3 protein-coding genes and 1 pseudogene are annotated in these 3058 nt (G+C 37.2%); 1 reads left to right on the forward strand and 3 read right to left on the reverse strand.

The features are described 5' to 3' along the window. Positions 1 to 108: 108 nt before the first annotated feature. The 3 genes and pseudogenes from ACQV2O_RS08460 to pepI all read right to left on the reverse strand — a co-directional run bounded on the left by ACQV2O_RS08460 (position 109) and on the right by pepI (position 2539). Positions 109 to 886: pseudogene (locus tag ACQV2O_RS08460) on the reverse strand (nucleoside phosphorylase). Between the two features lie 300 nt (positions 887 to 1186). Beyond that, the gene (locus ACQV2O_RS08465; RefSeq protein WP_428875556.1) at positions 1187 to 1417 is read right to left on the reverse strand and encodes a histidine phosphatase family protein; all 231 of its coding nucleotides are present in this window, start codon (positions 1415 to 1417) and stop codon (positions 1187 to 1189) included. A 240-nt stretch (positions 1418 to 1657) separates the two neighbouring features. Then, positions 1658 to 2539, reverse strand: coding sequence for a proline iminopeptidase (gene pepI / locus ACQV2O_RS08470; RefSeq protein WP_428875557.1), 882 nt, complete (start codon positions 2537 to 2539; stop codon positions 1658 to 1660). A gap of 138 nt (positions 2540 to 2677) precedes the next feature. Here pepI and ACQV2O_RS08475 point away from each other — a divergent pair, with 138 nt between their 5' ends. Continuing rightward, the gene (locus ACQV2O_RS08475) at positions 2678 to 2983 is read left to right on the forward strand and encodes a DUF4298 domain-containing protein (protein ID WP_428875559.1); all 306 of its coding nucleotides are present in this window, start codon (positions 2678 to 2680) and stop codon (positions 2981 to 2983) included. The last annotated feature ends 75 nt before the right edge of the window (positions 2984 to 3058 follow it).

The raw sequence follows: 3058 nt of genomic DNA on the forward strand, positions 1-3058 counted from the left end.
TTTTTATTATATATCAAAAAGCCCTCTAAATCACCATAGGTTGGTGATTTAGAGGGCTTTGTCTACAGTCTGAAGCAGCGACCTTTTTGTCGCTGCTTTTGTTTTAATCTACTTCCATATTAAAGCAAACTCAATTGCTATTTGAGCAATGAAAGCCTTAGAATCTAAGGCAAGATGATCGGATAAAGAACGGGCTGTCCCAAGCTTCTTCACTCAAATGATCGGCAGCATAAAAGAAGTGACACACTTCAACTGATCGCAATTGAGCCCAGGCGGCTACGGCTGAACATTCCATATCGACACAGATACAGCCTTACTCTTTTCGTTTTTTATACCGATCAATTGTTTCTCTGAAAATAGCATCCATTGTCCAGGCCTTACCAATACGCGATGAAACCCCTTTTTGATTGAGGCATGATTGAAAATCTTCTAAGCTCCTTTTATTTACATCTAATTCATAGCTTGGTTTAAGATAGTGGAAAGAGGTTCCTTCATCTCGCACCGCTCGATTTGGAATAATAATTGATAACTCTTCAATACTAGGGTCTAGCACACCACAGGTTCCAAATAAAACGAGACGTTTCATCCCCATTGCCCATAGGTGCTCCAGGACGCCTACACAAGCCGGACTTCCTACTTGAGAATTGAAAGCAGCAATCGTTTGTTTTCCAATTTGTAGCTGATAAATAGGAATCTCGCCCTGAGCAGTAGAAGTGGAAGCAATCGCTTCATGTGGATAATCACTGATCATTCTTTGGAAAGTTAAGCAGGAAAAGCAAGAAACTACTGTGTCTGGAAAATTTACTACTTTCTCTGTGACTTCTTTAGGGTTAATAATGGCTTGGGGATTATGATCCCATTCATGTAAAGGTAAGTGGCTATTCATATCCTTCCTCTCATTTTTTTCTATCCTACTAAATACTCTAGTTGTTAACAAGAGAAAGACAATTTTTATTATGCTTAGTGAGGGAAGATAATAATTACTACCTTTCATGATTCTTACATGATCCATCAATAATGCCTTAAGATACGTTGATTAATATCTGAACTTGAGGGTCACTCCTTCATTAAAAATGCGATGTCCAGTAAAATAGTCCGCTTCTCGAACTAATGAATTTTAATTTTTCCCACTCTTCAACTTGTCTTTGAGAATGTTTTAATTCATAAACTTGCAGTTGTTTCATACTTAAGAAATCTTGATAAGCAAACTGTTTTTTGTCAAAACATTCATTAGTACGGACAAAGCTGTGCCATGACTAGCAACAATGATACTAGCTTGTGATTGCTCTGTTATTTCCTTAAAACAAGATACGACTCGATGAGATACTTCATGTAATGACTCACTATTCGACAACTTATAATTAAAATTATCCCATTGGTTTTGCGCAATTGTAGAAAACTCTTCCCCCTTCCCCAATCCTACGCTCTCGTAAATCTTTCTGCTAAATAAATTTTAAATTTAATCGTTCAGCTGTAGGTTCAATGGTTTGTTTGACATGAAGATATGGACTCGCATAAATAGCACTGATTTCTTTATCTTCAAAAAATTGCCAACTCCTCAATCAATTTTTTCTTCAACCGTTAAAGGCACTTATCCGTTTTTAACAGTAAGGTCTCGCATTGAATGTCTAATTAAATAGAACCTCCTCAGATTTCATTAATCCTTTCGATTTAACCAATTCATTAAGACATTAATGTATTTTTCCGTTTCATCAATGTAACACATATGTCGACTATACTGGAACAACTCCCATTCAGCATTGGGTAGATTATCATACAAAGTTTTAGCAATGTATGGAGAAGAAAGATCCATAGCCCCACTGATCACTAAGGATGGTTGTACGATTTCCCTTAAGTGCTCCGTATATTCAAAGCCAGACAAAGTCCCAGTCGGCGTAAATTCATTAGGCCCCCAACCCACTAGATAAGCTTCTGAACCAGCTGCCTTTTCTCTTTTTAGGCAAGCAGGTGAATCTTCAGTGACTGGACCACAACAATATCTTTCCATAAAGACATTAAGTGCTTCAAGGTATTCCGGTGATTGGTAATTGCCGCTTTCTTCAGCCATTAATATCGCTTGACGATAGACTTCTGGCATTAGATTCACTCGGCGCATCCCTTCTTGGCGCCAAAGCTTGGCGGATGAAAGCGTTGATGAAAAGATATAAGATTTTATCCCCTCTGGTTGTTCTTCAATCTGATAAATTTGTTGCAGCATCCCACCCCAAGATTGTCCTAAAATATGAACTTGGTCTAATTTTAAATAATTTCTTAAAGCAATTAATTCTTCTTTCCATACCTGTGCGGTAAATAATTCAGGATGCCCTTCAACCATCGATAAACCACAACCAATTTGATCATACATAACCAATGGGCGATCATCCAATTCAGCAAGTGGGTCTAAAACTTCCAAGTAATTGTGAGTAGATCCCGGCCCCCCATGGAGTAAGAGTAGAGGAGGTTTGCTACCTGCTTGATTTACAACGCGGTAATAGGTTTCATGCCCTTTGAAAGGCATCTTTCCTTCAATAATCTTCATAATCTTGCCTCCTTTTATTGTTCTCTTTCTATTATTACCTAAATAAACTGTCCCTGCCACTTTCGTTTCACTCTTTTTAGCGCAAGGTTAATAAATGATGATAAAATAATAATAATAATTCGTTTAGGGGGATATAAAATGGATAAGATTGAGCATTTTATCGAAATGGAAACAAACTATTTAGCCGTTGACCAATCTGTTAATCAATTAATGGAACAACTCGATGCGTTCCAAGGCCAAATCGAAAAAATAGCAAAACTCATCGATTATTATGGTAGTCAAGAATGGTATGAGCATCTTGAAATGGAAAAAAGAGAATTGTTACCGAGTGATTCTACACGAGCTATTCTCGGCGAAGATTATGCTTATGAAACATTGGGAAATCTCAGACAATGCGCGCTTCAAATGTTAGAAATCAGTACGGAGATTTTTAAAATTTATTAAACTCTTAAAGCACAAACAAAAGGTTCTATAATTTATAGGGTTGATGGCCGAAGGCCTCAACTCTATTTTTTACTT

This window comes from Facklamia sp. P13055 (genome assembly GCF_050409445.1).
Classification (GTDB): Bacteria; Bacillota; Bacilli; order Lactobacillales; family Aerococcaceae; genus Facklamia.

What these genes read in the sequence shown, in the direction of transcription:
- ACQV2O_RS08475 (WP_428875559.1), top strand. Translation starts at nt 2,678, where the DNA reads ATGGATAAGATTGAGCATTTTATCGAAATGGAAACAAACTATTTAGCC.
- pepI (WP_428875557.1), bottom strand. Translation starts at nt 2,539, where the DNA reads ATGAAGATTATTGAAGGAAAGATGCCTTTCAAAGGGCATGAAACCTAT.